The sequence below is a fragment of the Cupriavidus sp. GW821-FHT07C08 genome (assembly GCF_059419025.1).
Genome location: NZ_JBWKQZ010000028.1, coordinates 1 through 26,694, shown reverse-complemented (window position 1 = coordinate 26,694; position 26,694 = coordinate 1). Strand labels below are relative to the sequence as shown.

At 68.7% G+C, this 26,694-nt stretch carries 26 protein-coding genes; 17 read left to right on the top strand and 9 right to left on the bottom strand.

The window, feature by feature from the left end; translation table 11 throughout:
- Positions 1 to 321 precede the first annotated feature (321 nt).
- Entirely contained in the window at positions 322 to 1,500 is a 1,179-nt protein-coding gene (locus tag AC07UK_RS28450; protein WP_436224405.1) for a collagen-like triple helix repeat-containing protein, read from the bottom strand.
- Positions 1,501 to 2,230: 730 nt separating this feature from the next.
- Here AC07UK_RS28450 and AC07UK_RS28445 point away from each other — a divergent pair.
- Both AC07UK_RS28445 and AC07UK_RS28440 read left to right on the top strand, forming a co-directional pair.
- Complete coding sequence (locus AC07UK_RS28445; protein WP_494687004.1) at positions 2,231 to 3,727, top strand: collagen-like triple helix repeat-containing protein; 1,497 nt, start codon at positions 2,231 to 2,233, stop codon at positions 3,725 to 3,727.
- Between the two features lie 183 nt (positions 3,728 to 3,910).
- Positions 3,911 to 5,578, top strand: a complete 1,668-nt coding sequence (locus AC07UK_RS28440; protein ID WP_436224407.1) for a ShlB/FhaC/HecB family hemolysin secretion/activation protein — start codon at positions 3,911 to 3,913, stop codon at positions 5,576 to 5,578.
- Positions 5,579 to 5,755: 177 nt separating this feature from the next.
- On the opposite strand, the gene AC07UK_RS28435 is transcribed toward AC07UK_RS28440, so the two are convergent.
- Positions 5,756 to 5,962: a dodecin gene (locus tag AC07UK_RS28435; protein WP_013951876.1), complete on the bottom strand. Its 207-nt coding sequence runs from the start codon at positions 5,960 to 5,962 to the stop codon at positions 5,756 to 5,758.
- Between the two features lie 234 nt (positions 5,963 to 6,196).
- On the opposite strand from AC07UK_RS28435, the gene AC07UK_RS28430 reads away from it, so the two are divergent.
- The 3 genes from AC07UK_RS28430 to AC07UK_RS28420 all read left to right on the top strand — a co-directional run bounded on the left by AC07UK_RS28430 (position 6,197) and on the right by AC07UK_RS28420 (position 9,377).
- On the top strand, positions 6,197 to 6,913 hold the full coding sequence (locus tag AC07UK_RS28430; RefSeq protein ID WP_494687005.1) for a phospholipase D family nuclease: 717 nt from the start codon (positions 6,197 to 6,199) through the stop codon (positions 6,911 to 6,913).
- A 93-nt stretch (positions 6,914 to 7,006) separates the two neighbouring features.
- On the top strand, positions 7,007 to 7,717 hold the full coding sequence (locus AC07UK_RS28425; RefSeq protein WP_479946491.1) for a dienelactone hydrolase family protein: 711 nt from the start codon (positions 7,007 to 7,009) through the stop codon (positions 7,715 to 7,717).
- Between the two features lie 112 nt (positions 7,718 to 7,829).
- A complete protein-coding gene (locus tag AC07UK_RS28420; protein WP_494687006.1) occupies positions 7,830 to 9,377 on the top strand; it encodes an acyl-CoA synthetase in 1,548 nt (515 codons plus the stop codon).
- Positions 9,378 to 9,403: 26 nt separating this feature from the next.
- On the opposite strand, the gene AC07UK_RS28415 is transcribed toward AC07UK_RS28420, so the two are convergent.
- Both AC07UK_RS28415 and AC07UK_RS28410 read right to left on the bottom strand, forming a co-directional pair.
- A complete protein-coding gene (locus AC07UK_RS28415) occupies positions 9,404 to 10,123 on the bottom strand; it encodes a glycine zipper 2TM domain-containing protein (RefSeq protein WP_013951872.1) in 720 nt (239 codons plus the stop codon).
- Positions 10,124 to 10,255: 132 nt separating this feature from the next.
- Positions 10,256 to 10,714 (bottom strand): MarR family winged helix-turn-helix transcriptional regulator, encoded by a 459-nt coding sequence (locus AC07UK_RS28410; protein WP_013951870.1) that lies wholly within the window; start codon positions 10,712 to 10,714, stop codon positions 10,256 to 10,258.
- A gap of 237 nt (positions 10,715 to 10,951) precedes the next feature.
- On the opposite strand from AC07UK_RS28410, the gene AC07UK_RS28405 reads away from it, so the two are divergent.
- The gene (locus AC07UK_RS28405) at positions 10,952 to 11,515 is read left to right on the top strand and encodes a YggT family protein (RefSeq protein ID WP_114132264.1); all 564 of its coding nucleotides are present in this window, start codon (positions 10,952 to 10,954) and stop codon (positions 11,513 to 11,515) included.
- Between the two features lie 140 nt (positions 11,516 to 11,655).
- Positions 11,656 to 11,937: a hypothetical protein gene (locus AC07UK_RS28400; protein ID WP_436224411.1), complete on the top strand. Its 282-nt coding sequence runs from the start codon at positions 11,656 to 11,658 to the stop codon at positions 11,935 to 11,937.
- Positions 11,938 to 11,990: 53 nt separating this feature from the next.
- On the opposite strand, the gene AC07UK_RS28395 is transcribed toward AC07UK_RS28400, so the two are convergent.
- Positions 11,991 to 12,971, bottom strand: coding sequence for a LysR family transcriptional regulator (locus AC07UK_RS28395; RefSeq protein WP_494687007.1), 981 nt, complete (start codon positions 12,969 to 12,971; stop codon positions 11,991 to 11,993).
- A gap of 61 nt (positions 12,972 to 13,032) precedes the next feature.
- Between AC07UK_RS28395 and AC07UK_RS28390 the strand changes: the two genes are divergently transcribed.
- Together AC07UK_RS28390 and AC07UK_RS28385 are read left to right on the top strand one after the other, a co-directional pair.
- Positions 13,033 to 14,634 carry an MFS transporter gene (locus AC07UK_RS28390; RefSeq protein WP_436224413.1) on the top strand — a complete coding sequence of 534 codons (1,602 nt, stop codon included), beginning with the start codon at positions 13,033 to 13,035 and terminating at the stop codon, positions 14,632 to 14,634.
- 118 nt (positions 14,635 to 14,752) lie between these two features.
- Entirely contained in the window at positions 14,753 to 15,595 is an 843-nt protein-coding gene (locus AC07UK_RS28385) for an IclR family transcriptional regulator (protein ID WP_436224414.1), read from the top strand.
- 15 nt (positions 15,596 to 15,610) lie between these two features.
- Here the strand turns inward: AC07UK_RS28385 and AC07UK_RS28380 are convergent, their stop codons facing one another.
- Positions 15,611 to 16,432, bottom strand: a complete 822-nt coding sequence (locus AC07UK_RS28380; protein ID WP_436224415.1) for a phytanoyl-CoA dioxygenase family protein — start codon at positions 16,430 to 16,432, stop codon at positions 15,611 to 15,613.
- A 255-nt stretch (positions 16,433 to 16,687) separates the two neighbouring features.
- Between AC07UK_RS28380 and AC07UK_RS28375 the strand changes: the two genes are divergently transcribed.
- The 5 genes from AC07UK_RS28375 to AC07UK_RS28355 all read left to right on the top strand — a co-directional run bounded on the left by AC07UK_RS28375 (position 16,688) and on the right by AC07UK_RS28355 (position 22,811).
- Positions 16,688 to 17,614: an AAA family ATPase gene (locus AC07UK_RS28375; RefSeq protein WP_436224416.1), complete on the top strand. Its 927-nt coding sequence runs from the start codon at positions 16,688 to 16,690 to the stop codon at positions 17,612 to 17,614.
- 5 nt (positions 17,615 to 17,619) lie between these two features.
- A complete protein-coding gene (locus AC07UK_RS28370; protein ID WP_436224417.1) occupies positions 17,620 to 18,651 on the top strand; it encodes a DUF58 domain-containing protein in 1,032 nt (343 codons plus the stop codon).
- The gene (locus tag AC07UK_RS28365) at positions 18,648 to 20,618 is read left to right on the top strand and encodes a transglutaminase TgpA family protein (protein WP_436224418.1); all 1,971 of its coding nucleotides are present in this window, start codon (positions 18,648 to 18,650) and stop codon (positions 20,616 to 20,618) included. Before AC07UK_RS28370 ends, AC07UK_RS28365 begins: the two co-directional genes overlap by 4 nt.
- A gap of 124 nt (positions 20,619 to 20,742) precedes the next feature.
- Positions 20,743 to 21,231: a MarR family winged helix-turn-helix transcriptional regulator gene (locus tag AC07UK_RS28360; protein WP_436224419.1), complete on the top strand. Its 489-nt coding sequence runs from the start codon at positions 20,743 to 20,745 to the stop codon at positions 21,229 to 21,231.
- A complete protein-coding gene (locus AC07UK_RS28355; protein WP_436224420.1) occupies positions 21,228 to 22,811 on the top strand; it encodes an MFS transporter in 1,584 nt (527 codons plus the stop codon). Before AC07UK_RS28360 ends, AC07UK_RS28355 begins: the two co-directional genes overlap by 4 nt.
- A 152-nt stretch (positions 22,812 to 22,963) precedes the next feature.
- Here AC07UK_RS28355 and AC07UK_RS28350 read toward each other — a convergent pair whose 3' ends face one another.
- Together AC07UK_RS28350 and AC07UK_RS28345 are read right to left on the bottom strand one after the other, a co-directional pair.
- Entirely contained in the window at positions 22,964 to 23,296 is a 333-nt protein-coding gene (locus tag AC07UK_RS28350; RefSeq protein WP_010809792.1) for a hypothetical protein, read from the bottom strand.
- A 260-nt stretch (positions 23,297 to 23,556) separates the two neighbouring features.
- The gene (locus AC07UK_RS28345) at positions 23,557 to 25,023 is read right to left on the bottom strand and encodes a DegQ family serine endoprotease (protein WP_436224421.1); all 1,467 of its coding nucleotides are present in this window, start codon (positions 25,021 to 25,023) and stop codon (positions 23,557 to 23,559) included.
- A gap of 181 nt (positions 25,024 to 25,204) precedes the next feature.
- Here AC07UK_RS28345 and AC07UK_RS28340 point away from each other — a divergent pair, with 181 nt between their 5' ends.
- Positions 25,205 to 25,681, top strand: a complete 477-nt coding sequence (locus AC07UK_RS28340) for a MarR family winged helix-turn-helix transcriptional regulator (protein WP_436224422.1) — start codon at positions 25,205 to 25,207, stop codon at positions 25,679 to 25,681.
- Positions 25,682 to 25,727: 46 nt separating this feature from the next.
- A complete protein-coding gene (locus tag AC07UK_RS28335) occupies positions 25,728 to 26,150 on the top strand; it encodes an organic hydroperoxide resistance protein (RefSeq protein WP_010809789.1) in 423 nt (140 codons plus the stop codon).
- A 68-nt stretch (positions 26,151 to 26,218) separates the two neighbouring features.
- Here AC07UK_RS28335 and AC07UK_RS28330 read toward each other — a convergent pair whose 3' ends face one another.
- Positions 26,219 to 26,497 carry a GIY-YIG nuclease family protein gene (locus AC07UK_RS28330; RefSeq protein WP_436224423.1) on the bottom strand — a complete coding sequence of 93 codons (279 nt, stop codon included), beginning with the start codon at positions 26,495 to 26,497 and terminating at the stop codon, positions 26,219 to 26,221.
- A 2-nt stretch (positions 26,498 to 26,499) separates the two neighbouring features.
- Here AC07UK_RS28330 and AC07UK_RS28325 point away from each other — a divergent pair.
- Positions 26,500 to 26,694, top strand: a 195-nt coding sequence (locus tag AC07UK_RS28325) for a hypothetical protein (RefSeq protein ID WP_494687008.1), incomplete at its 3' end; no start/stop codon positions are given.

The window sequence follows — 26,694 nt, the reverse complement described above, 5'->3', positions numbered from 1 at the left end:
GATTATCACGGTGCTCTGTGGCCCGCTCTTTTATCGACATTTCACGCTTGCTGCGCTTTTTTTATAAGACATGGAATGTCTCATACCATACCCCTCCTACGGGTGATAGCAATGACCCAAAGGGGTTAAGACGCGCGTTTGAAACGACCCGGCACGCCCGGGTCACAGGTTGTTAAAGAACAGGCAGGCCGGCCGGGAACCGGCCTGCAGCCTGGTATTGCGGACATTGCAGCCGCACTGCCAGGCAAAATAAAAAGATGCGCTGCGACGGGGTGATGAGCGACAGCGCACCGTGAAAACACCTAGCCGGGATGAGACATTTCAGCGCAGCAGCCCACCCACCAGCGGAAGTTGCAGCGTCTTGACGTCGCCGCTGCCACCCTGGCTGTCGTGAGCGCCCTGCTTCAGCCCCCCGACCAGCCCGGTCACCGGCGCCAGCAGCGCGGTCACGGGACTGAGCGCGCCGCCCGCGGAACCGCCCTCGCCGCCGCCGGCGACCTTGGCCAGCGGCAGGTTGTTCAGCACGCCGCCGAGCGGGTTGCCGCCATCGCCGCCGTACCCGCCGCCCGCGCCTGCCAGCGGCAGGTTGCTCAGCAGGCCACCAAGCGGGTTGCCGCCGCCCTGACCATTGCCGTTGAGGAGCGCGCCAGCGGCCGCGACCGTCTTGCCGGCCTCAGTCACCACGCCGCCCAACGGCGAGACCACCGGCGTGTTGGTGTTGCTGATCATGCTGCCGCCGGCAGCCACCGTATTGCCAGCCTTGTAGAGCAGGCCGTTGGCCGGCTCACCCAGGTGCGTGACCGCACCCAGTGTCTGCGTGCCGTCGGTGGCCTTGCTGGTCAGCGGCACGATGACCTTGCTGACCGAATTCGTGACCTGTGCGACCGGGCCTTCGGACAGCACACTGTGCAGGTTGCCGCTGCTGTCGTGCACCGCGATGCCCACGTGCCTGACCAGGCCACCCACCGGAGTGGTCACCGGAGCCAGCGGTGCCAGCTTCTCGGTGCCCAGGCCATACACCAGGTCGCCGCCGCTGATCAACGCCTCGCCCACGTCGTGGACCACGTTGCTGGTGCTGGCCACCGTCACGCCGACCGGGTTGTCGACCGAACCCATCTGCCCCAGCCCGTCGCGCACGCCGCCGCCGAGCGAGCCAACGGCCCTGCCGGCGTTGATCACCACGCCGCCGGCGCCTTCGCGCGCCTGAGTGGGCAGCAACGGCAGCGGCGCTTCCTGGATGCTCTTGCCGATGTCACTGATGGCATTGCCCGTGGCCACCACGGAATTGCCCGCGCCTTCGGTCACCTTGGCGGTGGGCGTGGTCTCGCCCGATGCGGACGGTCCCGGCGTGACCGGCGTGTCGATGTTGCTGTTGGGCCGCGGATTGGCGCCGCTGCCGCCACCGCTCGACGAACAGCCTGCCATCAGCAACGCAATGGCGGCCACGCCGGCCGCAGCCAGTGAGGTCATGAAATGCTGCGACGGATGCTTGGTTTGCATTGTCCTTCTCCTGTCTTGTTGGCCACGGTGCTGCCGGCCGTCTTGTCTTATGTGCGCCGCATGGGATTGCCGACGAGCCTCCCCGGAGTCCCGCTTTGTTCCTCTGGCGGACCGCTCCGAACCGGCACGGCAAAACAGTGGAACGCGGGATCGTTGGCGCGTCTGGACAACAAATGGCAAGGCGCGTGCCAGCGGCGCCGGCGGTGCCGGCACGGAACCGGCCACGGCGCTGCAAGCCTTGTCTGGCGCGGATTGGCGGGGGTGAGGGGTAGCCACGGGCCGGGCCCAAACGCCGTTGCGGCGCTGGCCTGACGTGTTACGTGCTACGTAACGTGTTCCGGAAACACGGGAACACGCAGGCGCGGATGACGGTGGCGGGAGGGCGGTGGCAGCGCGCGGCACGGCGCGCTTTCCTGCCTGGGTCGCCATCGCCGCAAGCCCGCCGTCCTGGCTGTTTTGTTCCCTGCAGACGACACACGTTACGTAACGCGTAACGCGCAGCCGCCCTGACACCCCATCCTCGGCAATGCCGCAAGCCGTTTCCACCGCTCCCCTGGAAGCCGCGCCCGGCAACACATTGCGGGCACCACACCCGACTTTCGCGGGGTCCGTTCCAGGACGCGTCGCGGCGCTGGCATACCGATTGCGCCATATCCGTCACCGCCGCACGCAGAAAGCGAACGCGTTGCGCGGCCGAGCGATTTAGACGACGGGAATGAGGGAACAGAACATGCGCAAACAACAACTCGCCGTAACGGCACTCCTCGCAACCTTGCTGGCCCTGGGTGGCTGCGCCAGCGGCAGCGGATCGACCTCCATGGGCACCAGCGACACGGCGGGCACCAATGGCGGCACCAAGACTACGGGTAGCGGTGGCACTGGCGGCACCGGCGGTGGCACCGACCTGGCCGGCGGCGGTACCGGTGGCACGGGCGGCGGCACGGGCGGTACCGGCGGCACCGGTGGAACGGGTGGCAACGGCGGCAACACTGGCGGCGGCGAAACGCCCACCGCGCTGACCCCGACCGCCACGGTCATCAACAATGCCGGCACGGTGCTGGGCAATACGGGCAGCTCCGTCACCGACCTCGGCAACCAGCTCGGCAGCGCCAACCTGCCGCTGGTGCCGACGCAGACGCAAAGCGGCCTGGGCGGCGTGGTGGCCTCCACCGGCGATGCCGTGGGCGCTCTGGCCACGGGCCTGCAGGCGGGCCTGGGCAGCATCCCCAATTCGACCAACCCGGTTGGCACCACGGTCGCCAGCACCGGCAATGTGGTCACCGAACTCGGCAAGGCAGTGTCCAGCGCCGGCACCGCTGTCAGCGGCCTGGGCACCGGCCAGCTCGCGCCGCTGGCGCCGCTGACTTCGCCGCTGGGCACGGTGGTGGACCAGCTGGGCGACACGGTGACCAGCACCGGCGGCACGCTGACCACGGTGCTGTCGACCGGCGCGGTCGAGCAAGCGACCACTACCACCAGCAAGCTGATCGTGCCGATCACCTCGCAGCTGACCGGCGCCACCCAGACGCTGGGCGCGGCCACGGGCCTGGGCGCTCCGACCGGCGGGCTGCTGGCGACCGTGGGCGGTGCGCTGGCCACGGCCGGCACCAAGCTGCAACAGACCAACACGCCAGTGGTCTCGGGCGTCGGCGGCGTGGTGAACGCCACCGGCACGACCGTGGCATCGCTGGGCGGCGCAGTGAACGCGCCCGCCAGCGGCGGCGGCCTGGGCGCGCTGAGCCCGGTACTGGCACCGGTGACTGCGCTGGCCGGGGGGCTGACAGGCGGTGCAGGCGCTGGCGGTACGGGTTCGCCGCTGGCGCCTGTCACCAGCCTGGTCAGCAGCATCACCGGCGGCCTTGGCAGTGCCACCGGCGGCGGCACGGGTTCGCCGCTGGCACCGGTTACCAGCCTGGTCAGCACCGTCACTGGCGGCCTTGGCAGCGCCACCGGCGGCAGCACCGGTTCGCCGCTGGCACCGGTCACCACCGCGGTCAGCGGCGTGGTGAATGGCGTGGTGGGCGGCGTCACCGGCGCCGCGGCGGGCACTGGCACCACCAGCCCGCTGGCTCCCGTCACCAATGTTGTCGCCGCCGTGACCGGCGGTGCCACCTCCACCGCGGGCAGCACCACCAGCAAGGGTTCGACCACCGGCGCCACCGGCCCCATCGGCGGCCTGGTGGGCGGCCTGCTGGGCGGCCTGACCGGCGCGCTCGGCCAGAAGTAATCCAGTCTCAGCCGCTGCCCTGGCGATCGCCTGATCGCGGGCAGCGGAGCACACCAGATTCAACGTAGCGGCCACGCGCTGAGCCGGCAGCATCGGACAGCAGGCGCCCGGGGGTAGCGGCAATCCCCGCGTCAGTGGCACGCGACGTCAATAGCCGCAGTATTTCCTTACAGGGGTATTGCCATGCGTGCACTTCATCGCGTTGCCGCGCTGCTGGTCAGCGTCGGCGCGCTCCATCACGGCCTGATCCAGGCCGATCCGCGCAGCCCGGTCCAGGGCGACCCGACCCAGACACTCCCGAAGATCGCTCCGGCCCGGCCGGACAGCAGCGTGACCGTGCAGGTCGAACGGCCGCAGGCGGCCATGCAGGACCTGCTCAATACACGCCTGACACCGCGGCGCTTTCGCATCGAGGGCGCGAAGACGCTGCCGTTCGAGGAAGTGGCCGCGCAGTTCAAGCCGCTGGCCAACCGCGAGATCACGGTGGCGCAGCTGCTGGAAGCGGCCAGCACGGTAACGCAGATGTACAAGGACCGCGGCTATCCACTCTCGTTCGCCTTCGTGCCGGCGCAGGATTTTGCCAACGGCGATGTGCTGATCACCGTGGTCGAAGGCTATGTGGCCAAGGTGACGGTCACCGGCAAGGCGGGCCCGGCAGAGGGCCGGCTGCGCGCCATTGCCGAGAAGCTGCAGCAGGACCGCCCGCTGCGCCAGGACCGTTTCGAACACTACGTCAATGCACTGGCCCTGCAGCCCGGGCTGCAGGTGGCGGCCACGGTGCAGCCGCCGAGCACCACCGACGGCGCCTGCGAGATGGTGCTGGACGTCAAGCGCAAGCCGTTCACCTTCGGCACCGGCATCGAATACATGTCGCCGGGCCTGCGCGCCATTGCCACCGCGACTACCAACAGCCTGACGCCGCTGGGCGAGCAGATCTCGGTGTCGGCGCTGTTCCCCAAGGGTCGCGACAGCGAGGAGTATTACGCTGCCAGCTACGCGCAGCCGCTCGGCACCGAGGGCATGATCGCGCGGCTCAACGCCTCGCACTACCGCGGCGTGCCGCAGAACGCCACGCTGGAGGCGATCGGGTTCAACCCGCGCTACGTCAACGACACCAAGCGCATCGGCGGCTCGCTCAGCTATCCGCTGCTGCTGTCCAACGCGCACTCGCTCACGCTGACCGGCGGCTTCTACGGTGCCGACCAGTTCGAGCGCTACACCCACACCGCCACCGGCACGCGCGTGACGCTGGGCACCAACGTGCGCGTGGGCACCGCGGAGCTGACCTACGCGCAGCGCGGCGAAGGCGTGAGCCGCAACGCCACGCTCGGCCTGTACAAGGGCTTCGATGCGTTGGGTGCGAGCCGCCAGAACAATACCAACGACCTGAGCTTCTTCCGCACGCGGCTGCTGCTATCGCAGTCGAAAGACCTGCCGGCAGGCTTCGGCCTCACCGTGGCCGCGGCGGGCCAGTACAGTGGCGACCGCCTGGCCTCGGGCGAGCAGATCAGCTTCGGCGGACGCTTCTTCGGGCTGGGCTATCCCGCCGGCGAAGTGGCGGGCGACAAGGGCTGGGGGGCCTCGGCGGAAATCAGCCGCCTGTTCCTGCCCGACATGGCCTACCTGCGCACGATCCAGCCCTATGTGTCGGCCGACGTGGCGCGCGTGTTCTCCAACAGCGTGTCGCTGTCGCACCGCAGCCTGTCATCGGTGGCCATCGGCGCGCGCTTCTCGGACCGGCGCTACTACACGCTGGACCTGTCGGTGGCACAACCGGTGGGCGACAAGCCGACCAATGCGAGCCATCGGTCGCCGCGGATCAACATGACCTATTCGTACCAGTTCGATTGAGCTGGCCGCGTTTGGGCTGACTACACCAGGTTCCCCTGTACCCGGCCGACGGCAGTCTCGCGTCGGCCGATTTTTTTATCCCGAAGGCTGCGTCTGGAGCGAGCACGCGCACCAACCCGCACAGGCAGCGCAGCCTGTGCCGTCGCGCGATACCGCCGCGCAAGCGCGGCGCCGCCCTCAGGTCACGCGGAAACCGACCTTAAGCGTGACCTGGTAGTGCGCGATCTTGCCGTTGGTGATGTGGCCGCGCGTTTCCACCACTTCGAACCAGTCGATGTTCTTGATGGTTTCACCGGCCTTTTCAATGGCGCTCTGGATGGCCTGGTCGCAGCCATCGGGTGAAGATCCGACGATCTCGACCAGCTTGTAGGTATGGTTGCTCATATCCCTCTCCTTGGCGGGCGGCCCCGCGGGGGTTCCATCCATCATAGGCGCGGGTGCGGATAGTCCCAAGGGCAGCGGCGGCGCACCGATGCTGCACCGCATAGCCGGCCACAGATCCTGTTACACAATCACGCTTTGCCAGTGGCGTATGCGGCTGCTACGCTGCGGACCCGCCCCGACAGCATGCGGCGCACGGCGCGCGCATGCTGTCATTCACCGACGCAAAGATCCGCCGTGACTTACAGATTCATTCGCCGGGCCGTGCTGGGCCTGGGCCTGGCCGCCGCCGTGTCGGCCTTCACCTCGTTCAGTCCCTTCGCACTGCTGGCGCACGCCCGCTCGGCTTCCACCTTCGACCAGGTGACCGACACCATTGCCAACAGCATCAGCGAGACCTTCAACGAGGCCGTCGCCAACCACTTTCCCACGCGCGCCGGCAAGCCGGCCCAGCCGGCGCAGCCGCCGGACGCGAAGCCGGTGCCGGCCAGGCCCTTTGCCGATGGCAGCGGCTACACGCTGTGCTTCGTGCCCGATGGCGCGAGTTGCCAGGCGCTGCTGGTCAATGCCATCCGCAGCACGCGCCATCGCCTGCTGATCCAGGCCTATTCGTTCACCAGCGCACCAATTGCCGAGGCCGTGGCGCAGGCGCACCGGCGCGGCGTGGACGTGCGCGTGATCCTGGACAAGAGCCAGCAGTCCGAACGCTATACCAGCGCCACCTACCTCAAGCACGCCGGCGTGCCGGTGGTGATCGACAACAAGCCCGCGATCGCGCACAACAAGGTGATGGTGTTCGACGACCAGGCGGTCTTCACCGGATCGTTCAACTTCACCAAGTCGGCGCAGGAGCGCAACGCCGAGAACGGCATGCTGATCCGCGGCGACTCCGCCGTGGTCAGGGCCTACACCGACAACTGGAACAAGCGCTACCAGCAGTCGCGCGCGTACTGACGACGGCAGCGTCGGGGCGCCCTGCCCTGCACGAAGCGGCGCGCAGTGGCAAACTTGCAGCTTTCCTGTTCAGCCTCCGGAGAGCCTTTCCCCATGACAGCCATCCCCGACAGCCAGTGGATCCGCGTTGACACCGCCGCAGGCAGCTTCGATGCCTACCTGAGCCTGCCGCCTGCAGGCGTGCAGCCCGGCGCGCCTGGCATTGTGCTGCTGCAGGAGATCTTCGGCGTGAACGAGCATATCCGCGCCGTGGCGGACCAGTACGCCGCCGACGGCTATGCGGTGCTGGCGCCGGACGTGTTCTGGCGCCAGGCGCCGCGCGTGCAACTGGGCTACGAAGGCGACGACATGGCGCGCGCCATGGCGCTGCGCAAGGCGGTGGATGTGCCGGCCGCGCTGGACGATATCGCCGCCACGGTGCAGGTGCTGCGCCAGCACACCGGCGCCGGCAAGGTGGCTTCGGTGGGCTATTGCTTCGGCGGCCTGCTGTCGTACCTGAGCGCGGCGCGCGGGCTGGTGGATGCCGCGGTGCCCTACTACGGCGGCGGCATCCAGAACCAGCTGCAGGAGGCGGCGAACATCCGCGTGCCGGTACAGTTCCACTACGGCGCGCTCGACGCGCATATCCCGCCAGAGGCCGTGCAAGGCGTGCGCGACGCCATGACCGGCAAACCCGGCAGCGAGATCTTCGTCTATGAGGGCGCGGACCACGGCTTCAACTGCTGGGCACGCGGCTCCTACCACCAGCCCAGCGCCGCGCTGGCGCACGGGCGCGCGCTGGTGTTCCTGTCGGAAGCGCTGTAGTCCCTCATCCCCGAGAGCCGCTGCCGCCTTGCCATGGCCGGGCGGCAGCCTTTATCCTCGGCGCTTGGCTTCAAGACTTGCTGGACCCCAAACCATAACAATGGAGACCACCATGCAGTCAGAGCAGCAGCGCGCCCTGCGCAACACCATCCCCGACGCCATTGCCCGCGCCGTGCGGCGCAGCCCAGGCAAGACCGCGATCCGCTTCGGCGATCGGGCCTGGACCTACCGCCAGCTGGATGAGGCCGCGGCCCGCGTGGCCGGCGCGCTGGCGCAATGGGGCCTGCGCCCCGGCGACCGCGTGGCCGCCTTCGGCAAGAACTCCGACGCCTATGTGCTGCTATGGCTGGCCTGCCTGCGCAGCGGCCTGATCCATGTGCCGGTCAATTTCTCGATGACGCGCGCCGAGGCCGAGTACATCGTCACGCAATCGGGCGCCAGCGCAATCTTTGCCGATCCGGCGCTGGCCGACCGCGTCGACGGCCTGCCCTGCAAGGTCAGCGGCACGCTGCATGGCGGCAAGGTGCGCGATATCCTGGTGGCGGCGGCCAAGGGCCCCGTTTCACCGGTGTCCGAAGCGCTGACCGACAGCACGCCCGCGCAAATCCTGTACACCTCGGGCACCACCTCCGCGCCCAAGGGCGCCGTGCTGACCCACCGCGCGCTGCTCGCTGAATACGTCAGCACCATCGCCGCCTGCGATATCCGCGCGTCGGACTACTCGCTGGCCGCGCTGCCGCTGTACCACTCGGCGCAGATGCATGTCTTCCTGATGCCGCTGCTGCTTTGCGGCGGCACCACGCTGATCGCCGACAGCCCCGAGGCCGGCTATTGCCTGCGCACCATCCACGCCGAGGGCATCACCAGCTTCTTTGCGCCGCCCACGGTGTGGATCGCGCTGCTGCGCCATGCGGACTTCGATCCGGCGCGGCTGGGGTCGCTGACCAAGGCCTACTACGGGGCCTCGATCATGCCGGTGCCGGTGCTGCTGGAGCTGCAGCAGAAGCTGCCGGCACTGCGTTTCTACAACTGCTACGGCCAGAGCGAGATCGGGCCGCTGGCCACGGTACTGGGGCCCGACGAGCATGCCGGGCGCCCGGCGTCCGCCGGCCGGCCGGTGCTGAACGTCGAGACCCGCATCGTCGACGAGACCATGCAGGACGTGCCGCCTGGCGAGTTGGGCGAGATCGTGCACCGCTCGCCGCAACTGCTGACGGAATACTGGGACAAGCCCGAACAGACCACCGAAGCCTTCACCGGCGGCTGGTTCCATTCCGGCGACCTCGGCTATATGGATGGCGAGGGCTACCTGTACGTGGTGGACCGGATCAAGGACGTGATCAACTCGGGCGGCGTGCTGGTATCGAGCCGCGAGGTGGAAGAGTGCCTGTACACCCACGGCGCGGTGGCCGAGGCAGCGGTGTTCGCGCTGCCGCACCCGAAGTGGGTCGAGGCAGTGGCCGCCTGCGTGGTGCGCAAGCGCGGCCATGAAGACGCCGCCGAGGAAGAGCTGATCGCCCATGCCCGCCAGGCGCTGGCGCCGTTCAAGGTGCCCAAGCGCATCGTGTTCGTCGCGGACCTGCCGCGCAACACGGCGGGCAAGCTGCTCAAGCGCCAGCTGCGCGAGGACTATGCGCAGCTGTTCGGCACGCAGAATTAGGGTCTGTTCCCATATGGGAACAGACCCTAGTACGGCACGGCTACGCCGTTCTCGACCTTGACGCGGTCGCCGATGCGCATCTGGTAGGCATTGGACTGCGTCAGCGTCAGGTAGGCGTTGTCGCTGGTGCGCACGCGCACGCGGTAAGCCGCGGCCGAGGATCCGGTGCGCTTCTCGACCTCGTTGCCGGCCACCGCGCCGGCCACGGCGCCACCGATGGTGGCCACGGTATTGCCGCGGCCGCCGCCGACCTGGTGGCCCAGCAGCCCGCCCACGATGCCCCCGACCACGGCGCCCGCGCCGCTGGTCGAAGGCGGCTGGCCGGGCACCACCTCGATCGCCTCGACCCAGCCGTAGCGCACGCCGTAGGCCTGGTTGCCATGGTTGTTGCCATAGCTGCCGTCCGGATATGACTGCTGCGGATACGGCTGCTGCGGGTAGGAAGACTGCGGGTATTCCTGCTGGGGATAGCCTTGCTGCGGGTAACCCTGTTGCGGATACCCTTGCTGCGGATACCCCTGCGGGTAGCCCGATGCCTGCGGGTAGCCCTGCTGCGCCGGGTAGCCGCTGATGGTGGTGCTGCCGCCATAGCCGCTGCTGCCGTAGCCGCTGCTGTTATAGCCACCACCGTAGCTGCCGCCGTACCCTCCGCCATAGCCGTTGTCGTAACCGTACGGCGAGGCACACCCGGCCAGCGCACCGGCGCCAAGCACCGCAAGCACAACCGAACGAAAGGGGATCGACATGTCAGGACTCCTGCGCGCTGCGCGTATTGGGGAATGCGCGCGAGTCTAGGGCCGCCGGCGGCCGCCGGGTGTCACCGGAACTTGTGATTGGTAACTGCCTGTAACCGGCTGGCAGTGCTGGCCTGCCGGGGCTCAGCCGCGCTCGGCGCCGTCGTCGTTGAACTGGGTGATGCGGGCCACGCGGAAAGCGCCGCGCAGCGATTCCAGCTCGGACCGGTGCAGCATCGCCAGGCGGTTCAGGTAGCGCTCGCCCTTGGCCAGCAGGTGCACCTGCACGACGCGGCGGTCCTCGGGGTTGAGCCGGCGCTTGACCAGCCCCGCCGCCTCGCAGCGGTTGACCAGCGCCACTACGCCGTGCTGCTTGGCCTGCAGCCGTTCTGCCAGTTCGCCGATCGAGGCCCAGTCCTTGTCGGCACAGCCGCGGATATGCAGCAGCAGCAGGTATTGCTGCACGGTCAGCCCTTCCTCGCGCGCCGCATCTTCGGAAAACCGCAGGAAGCGCCGCAACTGGTAGCGGAAATCCGAAAGCGCCTCGAAGTCGGCCTTGGTAAGCGATGTGGATTTCCGGGACGGGGCGGACTTGCTGGGCATAAGGTGGCGAAAAAGCGCAAAGAGGAGGAAAGCGCGGGCACAACGCGCAAGACCACGGGCGCGCGGCCGGTCCCGCAACCGGGGCGCACGCAATTATAGGGGCCGTGCACCGCGCCGCCAGCACAAACCTGTCAGCCAGGTCACGTGCCCGGCGCACAGTTGCATCGTGCCGGCGTCCGGCTATGGCAGAATCTGTGCGGTTGCAGACACCTTCACCCGTCACCGGAAAACGCACCGATGTTCTCGGAAATCGCTCTCTTCCTGCTGGATACCGTCTTCACCCTGTTCGGCATGGCGCTGTTGCTGCGCGTGTGGATGCAGCTCACGCGGCTGCCTACGCGCAATGCGGTCTCCCAGGGGGTGTTCCAGATCACCGACTGGCTGGTGCGCCCGCTGCGCCGGATCATCCCCGGGCTGGGCGGCATCGACTGGGCCACGGTGGTGGGCGCCTGGCTGACCGCGGTGGTGTTCCTGGTACTGGTCGCGCTGATCAGCGGCATCGACTTGCTGGGCTTCCTGCCGGCCATGCTGCTGACCGCCCTGCTCTATGTGCTGAAATGGGCGATCAGCCTGGTGATGTGGGTCACGCTGCTGATGGCGATCCTGTCGTGGGTCAACCCGCATTCGCCGGTCACCCCGGCCATCGACCACCTGACCGCGCCGGTGCTGCGCCCGATCCAGCGCGTGGTGCCGCGCCTGGGCGGCTTCGATGTTTCGCCGCTGGTGCTGTTCGTGATCGCGCAGATCCTGCTGATGGTGATCGCGCGGCTGGGCGCCAACATCTTCGGCATGCACTACTGACCCACCGGCGGCTCGGCACATTGTCCAGAACCCTGGACAGTGTGTCGAGAATTGACCCTTTTTCTGCCCAGTGTGAAGTCCTACATTACAGGCACCGCGGCGCTCCCGCCACGTACCCTGCCTTAGAAGGACCACACACCATGAAGACCATCACCCAACGCCGCAGCTTGGCGCTTTCCCTGCTGTGCGCCGTCAGCCTGTCGTTTGCCGCGGCCGCTGCCCACGCCTCCGAACCCGTTTCCGACATCGCCCGCCTGGACGGCAGCATCGCCCACGTCGGCAAGGCCGACCCGTTCCTGGACGGCGCGAGAATCGGCCAGCCCGATCCGTACACCGATGGCGCGCGGGTTGGCAAGCCTGACCCGTTCACTGACGGCGCCAATGTCACCGACCGCCGCGACGCGTTCACCGACGGCGCCTGAGTCCCTGCCCCTTCCCTTGCCACGGCCCCGGCCGTGGCGGCCCGCCAGCGCCCTCAACCCGCCGGGCGGGCCTCTCCCTCAGCATGCCCGCTCGCGGCTGCTTCCGCCCCCATGCCCCCGTCCAGGCCCGCGTTGGGCTCCAGCTCGGACACCATCATCGATTCGATCGCTTCCATGAAGGCCCGCACCTTGCGCGGCTGCAGCCGCCGGTCCGGCAGCAGCGCGAACACGCGCAGCGGCGGCAGCGGGTAGTCCGGCAGCACGCGCACCAGCCGCCCTTGCGCGATCTCGGCCTCGCAATAAATGACCGACAGCCGGGCGATGCCAAGCCCCGCCAGCGCACCCTGCACGCGCAGTTCGGCGTTGTGGGTCTGCATGCGCGGGCGGATCGGCACGGACACGGTCTGGCCGTCGCGGGTGAATTCCCAGACGGTGTCGCCGGGCGTGGTCAGCGTCGGCATATTGGCCAGGTCTTCCGGGCGCAGCTGCGCCGGCAGGCTGTCCGCCAGCGCCGGCGCGGCAAACAGGCCGCGTTCGACGTGGTAGATACGGCGCGCCACCGTGCCCGAGTCCGGCAGGTCGGTATCGACAACGACGAAGGCCACGTCAAACCCGTCGCGGATCGGGTCGACCAGGCCCTGGGTGATTTCCACGGCCACGTCCAGCGCCGGGTGCGCCGCCAGCGTGCGGCAGATCACGCCGCCCAGCTGCTGGGCGCCGAACTCATAGGGTGTGGCGATGCGCAGCACGCCCTGAACCCGCTCTTCACGCGCCAGCGTTTCCTGGCGGATTTCGCGCAGGCGCGCAAACAAGGGGGCGACATCGCGGTAGACCGCCTTGCCCGCATCCGTGAGGCGCATGCGCCGCGTGGTGCGCTCCAGCAGCTTGGCGCCGATGGCGGTTTCCAGCCGCGCCACCGCGGCCGAGACGCGCGACTTGGGGCAGTCCAGCTGCTCGGCCGCGGCCGTGAACGTCCCCTGCTCGACCACGCAGCAGAACGCCTCCCAATCATTCCATTGGATTGTTTCGTTCACCGGACAATGTTTCCCTGACAAGCTGTAGTTCCCGACGGCAGGCCTACATTATGCTTGAGCGATGCAACAAACGCCTGTCCCAGCTGGACCGGACGCCTCAGCCCCCGCAGTTCCAGCAGCCCTAGCCCCCGCCGCCCCCACACCCCAGCGCCCGCGCATGCAACTCGCCAGTCACCCGGAAATGGGTCACTGGCGTCTTTCATTGTTCGGCCTGACGCTCGGGCTGGTGACCGGCATCGACTTCTCTTCCACGCTGATGATGGGCGTGGCCAGCCAGCATATCCAGGGCGGCGTCGGTGCCGCGCCGGAAGATTATCTGTACGCGATCTCGGCCTACGCGGCCACCGCGGTACTGATGAACATGGTGCTGGACCAGGTCGCGCGCCGCACCACCTACAAGCGCTTCACCATCGGGTCGCTGCTGGTATTTATCCTGGGCTCGCTGATCTGCGCCGAGTTTGCCAGCCCCACCGGGCTGATCACCGGCAAGGCGGTGCAGGGGCTGGGTGCCGGCGGCCTGTTCGCGGCCTCGCGCATCCTGGTGCAGCTGGTGTCGACGCCCGCCGAGCGCGGCCCGCTGATGCTGCGCTTCGGCGGCGGCGCGTTCTCGATGCTGGCCATCACACCCTGGCTGACCAGCATCTTCCTGGACGATATCGGCTGGCGCGCGGTGTTCCTGTTCCAGGCCGGCATTGCCCTGCCGGTGCTGCTGTCGGTGGCGCTGACCTACCCGACCCGCGCGCCGCGCGACCCGCATCCGCCGGTATCGACACTGGACTGGCCCGCCGCCATCGCCGCCGCGCTGGGCGCGCTGGTGTTCCTGCACACGCTGCAGGAGATGCGCTATACGCGCTTCTTCAGTTCGCTGGAAATGCCGCTGGCCGCGCTGTGCGGGCTGGCACTGTTCGCCTTCAGCGGCTGGCGGCTGTATCGCCATCCGGACCCGTGGATCGACTTCTCGCGCCTGGCCGGGCGTCAGTACCTGTATGGGCTGGGCTTCTACACGCTGTACTACCTGCTCTCGTCGGCCTGGTCGTTCCTGCTGCCCTCGCTCACGCAGACCGGCCTGGGGCTGACCTTCCGCACCACCTGCATGCTGCTGTCGACCAGCGGCACGGTGTCGACCATCGGCGCCGTCGTCATCACGCTGGGCATGGCGCTGGTGTTCCGCAAGCGGCGCGTGATCGCCATCGGCTTTGTCGTCTACGCCTGCGCGGCGATGCTGCTGTCGCACCAGCTGATGCCGGGCGCGCCGGACTACGCGCTGGTGCCGGTGGTGCTGCTTGAAGGGCTGACGCCGGTGCTGCTGATGGTGCAGGTGGCATCGATGACCTACCTGGAAGTGCCGGTCGAGGATTTCTCGCACGCCTACCAGTTCAAGAACGTGTGCAAGCAGATCGCCTCGGCAATGGGCACCGGCCTGGCCAGCGTGTTCATGCAGGACGGCCTGGCGCAGCACCGCACCCACCTGGTGGAGCACATCACGCGCTACAACCCGGTGCTGCAGGCGCCGGATGCGCTCTCGGCAACGAGTCTGGCCAAAATCTCGCTGGAAGTCGACCGGCAGGCCACGCTGCTGGCCGGCATGGACATGCTGCACGGCTTTGCCGTGTTGTGCGTAGTGGCGGCGGTGTTTGTGCTGGCGCAGCGCAGCTTCCGGTAAGGAACCCACGCACCAGGCGCCAGGCCACGCCCGGGGCCGGTACTGGCGCAATCCCGGCATTTCCTCTACCCTTTCGGCCTTTCCGTGCCAATCCGGCGAACCGCGCCGGGCTACGTAAATGGCCAGCCCCACCGATTCCCGCCAGAACCCGCCGCAAGCACCGCAGACCGCCGACAGCGCCGCCGCCACGCCCGAAAAGCCGAGCGACAGCTATGTGCAGTCCTTTGCACGCGGGCTGTCGGTCATCCGGGCCTTCAACGCGCAGCACCCGGCCCAGACGCTGACCGAGATCGCCCAGGCCAGCGGCCTGACGCGCGCCGGCGCGCGCCGCATCCTCCTGACGCTGGTGGGGTTGGGCTACGTGCGGGCCGACGGCCGCCTGTTCCGGCTGACGCCAAAGATCCTGGACCTGGGCTTCGCCTACCTGACCTCGATGCCGTTCTGGAACCTGGCCGAGCCGATCATGGAGACGCTGTCGCAGCAGGTGCATGAAAGCTGCTCGATCTCGGTGCTGGATGGCACCGAGATCGTCTACGTGCTGCGCGTGCCGGCGCGCAAGATCATGACGATCAACCTGTCGATCGGCAGCCGCCTGCCGGCCTATTGCTCGTCGATGGGGCGGGTGCTGCTGGCCGACCTGGCCGAGCCCGAGCTCGACAGCGTGCTGCGCGCCACCGAACTGCGCGCGCGCACCGGCCGCACCGTCACCGACGTGGATGCGCTCAAGGCCATTGTCGCCGACATCCGCAAGCGCGGCTGGGCACTCAACGACCAGGAACTGGAAGAAGGACTGGTGTCGCTGGCCGCGCCGATCCGCAACCGCGCCGGCCACACCATCGCCGCCATCAATATCAGCGGCCAGGCCAACCGCACCAGCGCGCAGGAGATGCTGGAGCGTTTCCTGCCGCCGCTGCTGGAAGCTTCGGAGAAGATTTCCGGGCTGGTCGGGCTGCGCACCTGAGCGCAGCCGCCGGGATCAGACTGCCGCGGGCAGCTCCACGCTGCCGAACTCGGCCGAGCGCGTGCCGTCCAGCGGCCGGTTGCTGGCCCCGAAATACGCAAACGCCACGGACAGCTTGACCGCGTTGGACGCATTGCGTCCGGCCGCATGGAACAGCCGGCTGTCGAAGAACAGCACGTCGCCGCGGTGCAGCGCCAGCGGCTGCGCGGCATCCAGCAGGGGCTGGCTGGCCGGGTGGGCCTCGATCAGGAATTCGGCCGGGTCCAGCTGGCCCGGCTCCAGCTTCGCCTGGTGCGAACCCGGGATGACGCGCAGCACGCCGTTGCGCTCGTCCTCGTCGCCCAGCGCCAGCCACACCGTCACCAGTTCCGGCCGGGCAAACGACCAGTAGCGCGTGTCGCGGTGCCAGCCGGTCTGGCTGCCGTAGTGCGGATGCTTGGTCATCACGCAGTTGTGGTGCGCCAGCGTGATGCGGGCGGGCTCGCCCAGCAGCGCCTGCACCACCGCCACCAGCTGCGGGTCGCTGGCCCAGCGGCGGAAGACCTCGTCGCGTCCGTAGGCCTGGCGCAACCGCCTGACCGTGCCGCCGCCGGCGGCATCGCGCGCGGCCGGCGCGCCGGGATAGCCCAGGTCGGCCTCGAACTCCACCGGTGGCACCGCCGCCGCCAGGTGCTCACGCGTCACCGCCTCCAGCGCCGCGCACGCCGGCTCATCGGCAAAGCCGCGCAGGATCACGAAACCGTTGGCGTGGAAGGCCTGCACCAGGCGCGGCAGCGCGCCGGCATCGGCAGACAGGACGGAGGAAGGCAGGTCGGCGCAGGGGTCCAGCGAGGTCATTGCAGCAGGCGCGGCACAGGCAGCGGAAAGAGGAATGGGAAGGGCCGCGGTGGCCCGACAGGCTCATGATGCCAGAACCTGCGCGATCTGGCGCAGGCGCTGCACCATAACCATGCAGACAGCGCCGGGGCATCGTCTGTCTCCGTACGGAAACAGACGGTGCCGCGTGCCGCCCGCGCCGCTACAATGCGCTGGTCTTCACCCGATATTCCCCGCATCCACCCGCTTTTTCCACCTTTTGCGCCGAGGTCCAACGTGACAGCTCGCCCACGCATCGTCGCTTCGCTGTCCGAGGCCCAGGCCCAGCTGGGCCGCATCGTTCTTGGCAAGCCGCAGCAGGTGCGGCTGGCGCTGGCCTGCATGCTGGCACGCGGCCACCTGCTGCTGGAAGACGTGCCCGGCGTAGGCAAGACCACCCTGGCCCATGCGCTGGCGCGCACGCTCGGGCTGCAATACCAGCGCGTGCAGTTCACCAGCGACCTGCTGCCGGCCGACCTGATCGGGGTTTCAGTCTTTGTCCGCGACGCTGGCGAGTTCCGCTTCCATCGCGGCCCGGTGTTCGCGCAGGTGGTGCTGGCCGACGAGATCAACCGCGCGCCGCCCAAGACCCAGAGCGCACTGCTCGAGGCCATGGCCGAGGGGCAGGTGACCCATGACGGCACCACGCACGCGCTGCCGTCGCCGTTTTTCGTGATCGCCACGCAGAATCCGCTGGAGCAGATCGGCACGCATGCCTTGCCCGAATCGCAGCTGGACCGCTTCACCATGCGGCTGTCGCTCGGCTACCCCGACCCCGCTTTCGAGCGCGTGCTGTACCTGGGCGGCGCCAGCGCGCCGGAGCTGCCTCCGGTGATGGATGGCAGCCAGGTGCTGGCGCTGCAGGAGGCTGCCGCACAGGTGTACGCCAGCCCGGCGCTGGTGGACTACGTGCTGGCGCTGGTGCAGGCCACGCGCAGCCACGGCGGCTTTGCCGCGGGGCTGTCGCCGCGCGCGGGGCTGGCGCTGCTGGCCTGCGCGCGCGCCTGGGCCCTGCTGGCGCAGCGCAACATGGTGCTGCCGGAAGATGTGCAGGCGGTCTTCACCGCGGTGGCCGCGCACCGGCTGCTGCCCGCCGGCGCGGGCGGCCATGCGGCCGTTGCCGGCGAGCTGGCCGCGCTGCAGGCCGGCGTGGCCATTCCCTGAAGGCCATGACGGCGCGCAAGAGCGTGCTCCGCGGCGCGCCGGCCATGGCTCAGCGCCGCACGGCGGGCCGGCGCCCGACCGGCGGAACCGGCGGCACGCTGCTGCTGGATCGCCGCCACCTCTATATCCTGCCCACCCGCGGCGGCCTCGGCTTTGCGGTCGTGCTGGCGGCGATGCTGCTGACTTCGCTGAACTACAACATCAGCCTGGGCTTTGCGCTGACCTTCCTGCTGGCCGGCATCGGCATGGCCTGCATGTGGCTGGCCTACCGCAACCTGCTCGACCTCGCCGTGGCCGCGGGCCCGGCGGCGCCGGCCCATGCCGGGCAGGATGCCGTGTTCCAGCTGCGCATCGACAACCGCGATGCCGACGCGCGCATCGGCATCGAGGCGCACGTGCCGACGCTGCCGAACGTGGCAACCGCCATGCTGACGCTCGATGACAATGCCAGCGGCATGCTCGCCCTGTACGTGCCAACGGCGCGCCGGGGCCGGCTGGTGCTGCCGCGCGTGGCAATCGCCAGCCGCTTTCCGTTCGGGCTGTTCCGGGTCTGGAGCTATGCAGACCTGGACATGTCGACGCTGGTCTATCCCGCCCCGGAGCCCGATGCCCCGCCACCGCCTGCCGCATACCGGCCCGACGTTGGCGACGCCGTGCACACCACCGCCAGCGCGGCAAGCAGCGACGACGGCATCGACCAGCTGCGCCGCTACCGCAGCGGCGACCCGCTGCACCGCATCGCCTGGAAGCACAGCGCGCGCACCGGCCGCTGGCTCAGCCGTGCCGGCGATCCGCCGCAGCAGCCGGCCCGCTGGCTGGACTGGCACGCACTCCCGGCCAGCATGGAAGCGGAAGCGCGGCTGTCGCGCCTGTGTGCGTGGCTGCTGGCCGCCGGTGACGATGCCGAGATCGGCCTGCGCCTGCCCGGCGTTGAACTGCCGCCGGCGCGCGGCGCCAGCCACCGGCGCGCCTGCCTGGAAGCGCTGGCGTTATGGCCGCAACGGCCCGCGGCCTGCCGTGCCGGAGACCGGGTGTGAAACCCGTCGCGCGACCGCTGCAGCATGACGACCATGGACTGCTGCTGGGCCAGCTGGCGCTGGTGCTGGCGCCGCAGGCGCGCACGCTGCCGGTGGCGGTCAGCCTGCTGCTGGTGCTGCTGCTGGGCTGGCGCTGGCTGCTGTGGCGGCGGCGGGCGCCGCTGCCTTCGCGCTGGATGCTCGGCATCACCGCGGTGATGGTGCTGCTGGTGGCCAGCGCGCTGGTGTGGCAGGACGGCGGCGGCATGGGGCGCGAGCTCGCGGTGGCGCTGCTGGGCGCCTTTGTCATCCTCAAGCTGCTGGAATGCCGCGCGCTGTCGGACGCGACGCTGGTCACGCAGCTGTCGTTCTACCTGCTGCTGACGCTGTACCTGTCCGACCAGCCGTTCTGGCTGGCGCTGTACAGCCTGGCAATCGGCGCCTGGGTGCTGCGCAACTGGCTGCTGCTGCACCACCCCGAGGCGCGCAGCCGGCTGGCGATCTGGCCGCTGCTGGGACGCATGGCGCTGCTGGGCCTGCCGTGGGCGCTGGCGCTGTTCGTGCTGTTCCCGCGGCTGGAGCACCCGCTGTGGCAACTGCCGCAATCGGCGCCGCGCGGCACCACCGGCATCAGCGACACCATGCGGCCGGGCAGCGTCGGGCAGCTGATCCGTTCGCCGGAAGTCGCCCTGCGTGCCGAGGTCGCCGGCCCGCCACTGCCCGCCGCAGCGCTGTACTGGCGTGCGCTGGTGCTGTGGGAATACGACGGCACCACGTGGCACCCGTCGCGACAGCGCCGGCACCAGCTGGCGCCCGCGCCCGCCGCCGGCAACACGGAAGGCATCGACATCAGCATCACGCTCGAGCCCAGCCAGCAGCGCTGGCTGTTCGCGCTGGACCGCGGCCAGGCGCTGTCCGCCGGCGTGGACGCCGCCGCCACCCCCGACGGCGAATTCATGGTGCGCCGGCCGGTGGACCAGCGCATCCGCTACCGCACGCATTCCACGCTGTCCCCCGCGCCCGAAGCGCTGACAGCCGCCACGCGCCGGCTGGCCCTGAGCCTGCCCGACGGCAATCCGCGCGCCCGCGCGCTGGCCGCCCAATGGGCCGACCGCTATGCCGATCCCGCCGCGCGCGTGCAGGCCGCGCTGCGGCTGTTCGCGGCGGCGCCCTTCGCCTATACGCTGAGCCCGCCGCCGCTGGGCAGCGAACAGGTCGACAGCTTTGTGTTCGACACCCGGCGCGGCTTCTGCGAGCACTACGCCAGCAGCTTCGTCTTCCTGATGCGCGCTGCCGGCGTGCCCGCGCGCGTGGTCACGGGGTATCAGGGTGGCGAGTACAACCCCATCGGCAACCACTACGTGGTGCGCCAGTCCGATGCGCATGCCTGGGCCGAGGTCTGGCTGGACGGCCGCGGCTGGGTGCGCGTGGACCCGACCGGCGCCGTCGCGCCGAGCCGCATCGAGCAGGGACTGGACGCGGTGGTGGGCAGCGAAGCCGCCGACTGGCGGCCGTCGCAGCAACCGGCATGGCTGAAGGACCTGCGCTGGGCCTATGAAGGCGTCGTCTACACCTGGCAGCGCTGGGTGCTGCAGTACGACCATGCGCAGCAGCAGCGGCTGCTGCTGGCACTCGGCACCGGCGTGGGCGCCGGGCAGTTGCTGGCCGGCGTGCTGGGCGCACTGTGCCTGCTGGCACTGGTGCCGCTGTGGCGCCGCCGCGGGCCGGCAGACCCGGTCGATGCGGCCTATGCCCGCTTCTGCGCCCTGCTGGCCCGCCACGGCTGCGAGCGCGCCCAGGCCGAAGGACCGCAAGACTTCGCCGCGCGCGCCAGCGCACGGCTGCCGCGCGCGGCCGACGCGATCGCTGCCGTCAGCGCCGCCTATGTCGGCTTGCGCTACGGCAACCTGCCGGCCGCGCGCCATGCGCAGGCGCTGGCAGCGATGCGGGCAGGCATTCGCCAGATCGCCGCGGCGTTGCGGCATTAGGCTCCCCGCCAGTCAGAACGGCAGGCACGCCCTGACGGAATTAGCTTCGTTTGATATAATTACATCTGTAACTATATCGAATGTAACCGGTCCGCCGCTCGCGTGGATCGCAACGCCTCCCGCCATGTCTTTCGAACAACGCATCGACCGCTTCTGCGCCAGCCATCCCGAGGCCCCGCGCGACCTGATCCTGGCCTCCAGGCTGCTGCTGCGCACCGCGCGCCTGCTGCGCGGCCATATCGACCGGGCGCTGGCCCCGTTTGAACTGGACATGAGCCAGTACCTGCTCCTGAGCATGCTTGCCGTCGACGAAAACCAGCCCAGCATGCCGTCCGAGCTGGGCACCACGCTTGACGCCACGCGCACGCAGATGACGCGGCTGCTGGACGGCCTGGAAGCGCGCGGGCTGCTGCGCCGGCGGGCGTCGGCCAGCGACCGGCGCAGCCTGGAGCTGACCCTGACCGCGGCCGGCCGCCGGCTGCTGGAGCGCGCCGCGCCGGCGGTGCATGCCGCCTACGGCGAGGCCTGGGCGCCGCTCGGCGCGGGCGGCCTGGCCGGCGCCACGCGTGCACTGACCCAATTGCACCAGACCCTGGAGGGGCTCCAGCCATGAATCCCGGCTCACCCTGGCAGCCGCTGTGGCGATTGCGCGTCAGCATGCGGTGGCTGCGCTGGCTGAGCCACCGGCAGCGCCAGACCCTGCTGATGATGCTGCTGGCGCTGGCCACCGGCGTGGAGTTCCTCGAGAACATCATGTTCGTGTTTGCCTCCAGCCATATCGTCGGCGGCCTCGACGCCGACCCGCGCAGCTTCGCGCTGGTGCAGGCGGCCTACGCGGTGGGCAGCATGCTGATGATCCTGAAGCAGCAATGGCTGTCGCGCCGGTTCGGCTACCGCTACTACCTGACCGGGGCGCTGCTGCTGTTCATGGCGGGCACAGTCGTGGCCGCGACCAGCCACGCGCTGCCGCAGATGGTGGTGGCGCGCTTTATCCAGGGCGTGGGCGGCGGCGCGCTGTTCACCAGCTGCCGCATCCTGGTCAACGTGCTGTTCGGGCCGACGGCGCGCCCGCGCGCCACCAGCATTTTCATGATCGGCATCTTCTCGGCGTCGGCGCTGGGTCCGGCCTTCGCCGCCGAGCTGATCGACCATGGCGTATGGCAGGACGTGTTCTACGGCGTGCTGCCGTTCGCCGCGCTGGCCACGCTGGGTGCCTGGCTGCTGCTGCCGGATGCGGAGCCGCGCGCCGATACCAGCGGCCCCGCGCTCGGGCCGCTGCTGCTGTTCGGCGCCGCCATCGTGACCTTGCAGGCGGCGCTGGCCGAGGCGCGCTTCGACGTGTTCTCGCACCCGCTGCGGCTCGCGCTGGTGGCTGCCGCGGGCCTGGCGCTGCTGGCCATGTTCCTGTGGCACCAGTGGCACCACAGCGATCCGGTGCTGCACCTGCGCGCACTGCGCCAGCCGGTGTACCTGACCGGCCTGGCGATGTACTTCGTCTACTACATGATCAGCAACCTGAGCGGCTATCTGTTCCCGATCTACGCCGAGCAGGCGCTGAAGATCCCGCTGGCCACCACCGGCTGGCTCAACACCTTTGCCGCGCTGGTCAGCCTGGCCGGCATCTTCGTCTACCTGCAGGTGGCGCCGCGCCTGACGCGCAAGAAGCCGCTGATGGTCGCCGGCCTGGTGCTGATGGCCGCCACGGCATGGTGGTTCTCGCAGATGCCGCCCGACGCCGGCCCGCCCGCGCTGGCATGGGGGCTGGTCGGCAAGGGGCTGTTCGGCGTGCTGGTGATCATCCCCATTGCCGGGCTGACGTTCCGGGCGCTGAGTCCCGATGAATTCGCCCATGGCTACCGCAGCAAGAACCTGATGCGGCAGGTCGCCAGCTCCTTTGCCTCGGCGCTGGGTGCGGTGCTGCTGCAGAACCGCCAGTTCGCGGTGCACGACAGCCTGCTGCACGCGGTGGGCCAGCGCCCCGCCGAGACCGAGCACTGGATGGCTGCCATGCAGGCGGCATTGGCCGCGCGCGGCTTCGATGCGGCGCAGGCCCACCTGGGCGCGCTCACACAACTGAAAGGGCTGATCGAGCAGCAAGCCAGGCTGATTGCCTGCGAGGATATCTATCGGCTGATTGCGGCGCTGGCGCTGGGTGCGGCGGCGTACATGCTGCTGCAGCGGCGGCTGGCGTGAAGCCCGCGCGAGCGGCTATGCGCAAGCCGTGCGACGACTGGAACTACTGCGGGACAGACGCGGAATTCGGGGAGAAGCGAAGGCACCGCGCACGAGGCGATGGCGCGGACGGGTCGCAGTGCCGGCGGACGCGGCACCGGCGAAGTACCTGCTCAGAACAGCGACAGCTGGCGCATGCCGAAACCGATGGTCTCTTCCACGCGCGCACGGGCGTGGGCCAGCGAGCCTTCTGCGCCAGAGTAATTGCCGGCGGCCCAGTGGTAGACCACGGGGATGTCGCCGCGCTCGGACAGGCGCACTTCGCCAAGCTTGTCGCCGCGTTCGTTGCGGTAGAAGTGTGAGCGGTAGCCGCGCTCCCAGTGGGGGGCGACAACCTTCTTGCGCCGCCGGGGCTTCGGCGCGGAGCCGGCGGTGGACGTCGTGGACGTCAGTCGCCGCGCTCTATCGGTACCCGGCGTGATGGCGCGGGTGAAATCCAACTGCATAGACTTCCTCTTTGTCGATTCAGCAGAACCAGGGTCGGCGGGGGCTGCCGCCGCATGCTTCGTGCATCGCAGTCGAGATAATACCTGCTGGCGCGCTTTCTGTAAGCAGTTCGTTGCGCTGAATCCCGCCTCCGGCAAGGCTTAGCGGGCCGTATACCCTCTTCGTATACGTCTCGGTATACGTCGGGGTATACGGCCCGCGCGGGCAGCAAAGCCTTGCCAGTTAACGGCTTGCGGGCAGTCTGGCGTGCCCGCGGCAATCAGCCCAGGTCGAGCGGAATGAAGATGCGCGCATCGTCGCGCTGCACCAGCAGTGCCACCTGCTTGCCCGATTTCGATACCAGCGACCTGAGCTGCTCGGCCGAGCTGATGGGCGTGCCGTTGAGCGACAGGATCACGTCGCCCGGCTGGATGCCGACGCGCGCGGCGGGACCGGCCACGTCCTCGACCACCAGGCCGCCGTCGATGCCGCTGTCACGCTTCTCCGCCGGCGTGAGCGGGCGCACCGCCAGCCCCAGCCGGCCACCGGCCTCGCTGCCGCCGCCCTTCTGTGCGACGGCCCGGTCCTTGGCCGTGCCCACCGTCACCGACAGCGTCATCGGCTGGCCCTTGCGGATGATCTTCAGCGAGGTCTGCGTGCCCGGCTTGATATCGGCCACGTGCTCGGGCAAGTCGCCCGAATGGTCGATCACGTCATTGTCCAGCTGCACGATGACGTCGCCGGGCTTCAGGCCAGCGCGCGCGGCCGGGCTGTCGGGCTCGACCGAGTTGACCAGCGCACCGGTGGGCTTGGGCAGCCCGAACGATTGCGCCAGCGCCTGGTTCACCTCCTGCACGCTGATGCCGAGGCGCCCGCGCGTGACCTTGCCATGCGCCACCAGTTGCTGCTGCACCTTGGTGGCCACGTCGATCGGGATCGCGAACGAGAGGCCCTGGTAGCCGCCGGTCTGGCTGTAGATCTGCGCGTTGATGCCGACCACCTCGCCGCGCTGGTTGAACAGCGGCCCGCCCGAGTTGCCGGGATTGACGGCAACATCGGTCTGGATGAACGGCACATAGGTATCGTCCGGCAGCGAGCGCGACTTGGCGCTGACGATGCCCGCGGTCACGGTGTTCTCGAAGCCGTAGGGAGAACCGATCGCCAGCACCGGCTCGCCCACGCGCACCCGCGAAGGATCGCCCAGGCGCACGGTCGGCAGGTTCCTGGCGTCGATGCGGATTACGGCCACGTCGGTCTGCGGATCGCTGCCGAGCACCTTGGCCTTGAACTCGCGGCGGTCGGTCAGCTTGACGGTGACCTCCTGAGCGCCGTCGACGACGTGCGCATTGGTCAGGATCAGCCCGTCCGGGCTCACGATAAAGCCCGAGCCCAGTCCGCGCACCAGTTGCTGCTGGCCACCCTGCGGACCCTGGAACTGCGGCCCGAAACGCTTGAAGAACTGGAACAGCGGATCGTCCGGATCGATGCCCGGCGGCATCTGCGCCGCGGTGCGCTGGGCGCGCGCGGTGACGCTGATATTGACTACGGCAGGCCCGTACTGTGCCACGATGCCGGAGAAATCCGTCGGCGTGGCCACGGCGGCCGCCGGCTGCACCGGCGCGACGGCTGGCGCAGGTGCCGCGTACCCCGGCGTGATGACTTCCTTCTGCAGATAGGCATAGCCGCCACCAAGGGCGGCAAGGGCCGCGATACCAACGGCCGTGCGAGCAATGGTCTGGCGCATCATGTGTGGTTCCTTTCCTTGTGCATCAGGCGTCGGCACTTTGCGACGCGACACGGTCATGCTAGCGACCCAGACTTAAAACAGACTTAAGAATCAGCACTGGCCATGCACCGGCGTATCGAGCACATTTCGGAAAAGTGTAAATTTACCTTGCACACAATTTAATTGTGTCTAATATATCGCCATGGAACGCGACAACGACCCCTCCCCAGACTGGCTGCTGCTGGATCGCCAACTGTGCTTTGCGCTGTATTCGAGCTCACTGGCCATGACCAAGTTGTACAAGCCGCTCTTAAGTGAGCTTGGACTTACTTATCCGCAATATCTGGTGATGCTGGTGTTGTGGGAGACGGAAACGCTGACGGTCTCGGAACTCGGCGCCCGGCTGGCGCTGGACTCGGGGACGCTGACGCCGCTGTTGAAGCGGCTGGAGGCGGCGCGGCTGGTCACGCGCAGACGTGACGCAGCCGACGAACGGCGGGTGCTGGTCAGCCTGACCGACTCCGGCCGCGCGTTGCGCCAGCGTGCTGAGCATATTCCTGAACAGATGTTGTGCGCCACGCAGTGCCCGGTCGAAGAGATCCAGGCCCTGACGCAGCGCCTGCATGCACTGCGGTCGTCGCTTGAACAAGCGCGGACCGATTCCAGCCTGCCGGACTGACGGCAAGCATTGATACGCCCTCTCGGGCAACAAACCGGAGCCTTAGATGAAACTCGAAAAAGTCGTTTATACCGCCCATGCCACCGCCACCGGCGGCCGTGACGGCCGTGCCACCACGTCCGATGGCCAGCTCGACGCCAAACTGGCCGTGCCCAAGGAAATGGGTGGCGCCGGCAACGGCCTGAATCCGGAACAGCTCTTTGCAGCCGGCTATTCGGCCTGCTTCCTGGGCGCCATGCGCTACGTGGCCGGCCAGCAGAAGATCACCGTGCCCGCAGATGCCACCATCGAGGGCGCGGTCGGCATCGGCCCGATCCCGCAAGGCTTCGGCATCCAGGTCGAACTGAAGATCTCGCTGCCGGGCTTCGAGCGCGAGGCTGCCGAAAAGCTGGTCGAACAGGCGCATCAGGTGTGCCCGTACTCGAACGCAACGCGCGGCAATATCGACGTGACGCTGACTGTGGTCTGATTCTGCAGGCATGGAAAAGGCCGGTATCGCGAAGGCGATACCGGCCTTTTGTTTGGTCGCCCTGCCGGCTACTGATCCGGCTCGGCTGCTGGCAGTTGTGCGCAAAATGCGCGCTTCTGCGTCGAACTCAAGCGCTTGATCTCGATTTCCGCCTTCAACGCTTCGGATTTCGTCTCGAAGCGCAATTGGCCCAGGACGCGTATGGGCTTGCGCGATCGCGTGTATTTGGCGCCTTTTCCGGACAGATGCTCGGCGAAGCGGCGGGCAACATCGGTCGTGATTCCGGTGTAGATGGAATCACCGGTGCATTCGAGCAGATAGAGATACCAGGCGCTGTCAGCCGACATGGATGGGTAATGGGGGATTCAGCGGTAATGGTATTACGCCGGAGCGGCGGCGGCGAGCCATTGCATTTTCGCCGCGCCAAAGCAAAAACCCCCAGCCTTTTGGGCTGGGGGTTCTGCGGAATAAGAGCCTGGCGATGACCTACTTTCACACGGGTATCCGCACTATCATCGGCGCGGAGCTGTTTCACGGACCTGTT